This is a genomic window from Vibrio marinisediminis, from assembly GCF_014050145.1.
GTDB classification, from domain to species: Bacteria; Pseudomonadota; Gammaproteobacteria; order Enterobacterales; family Vibrionaceae; genus Vibrio; species Vibrio marinisediminis.
This window is the reverse complement of the sequence record NZ_JACFYF010000385.1, coordinates 1-231: the sequence shown is the minus strand read 5'-3', so window position 1 is coordinate 231 and position 231 is coordinate 1. Positions and strand designations below refer to the sequence as shown.

At 62.3% G+C, this 231-nt stretch carries 1 protein-coding gene; it reads right to left on the bottom strand.

Going from position 1 to position 231, the window contains the following annotated elements; genetic code table 11:
• Positions 1–22 precede the first annotated feature (22 nt).
• On the bottom strand, positions 23–231 hold a 209-nt coding region (locus tag H2O73_RS24420; RefSeq protein WP_220457795.1), incomplete at its 5' end, for a hypothetical protein.

Here is a 231-nt window from a genome sequence, read left to right as displayed (position 1 = left end):
CCCATCGTCCACTCCCCCAGATTTAGAGGAACGCTCCGAGAAGCAACAGCCCCGTGGCGTTTTGTGCCGGGCCCTGTCCGATGAAGCCCGACACGAGTCCAAGCAGCAGAACGAGGGGCGAGATCACCAGCAGGCTCCAGAAGAGTGTCAGGCGTGCGCCATAAAAGCTCCCATGGCCGCCGAAAAGCCGTGCAAGCAGGCGCGTCAGAGCAGCGACGCCATAAAGCGCGA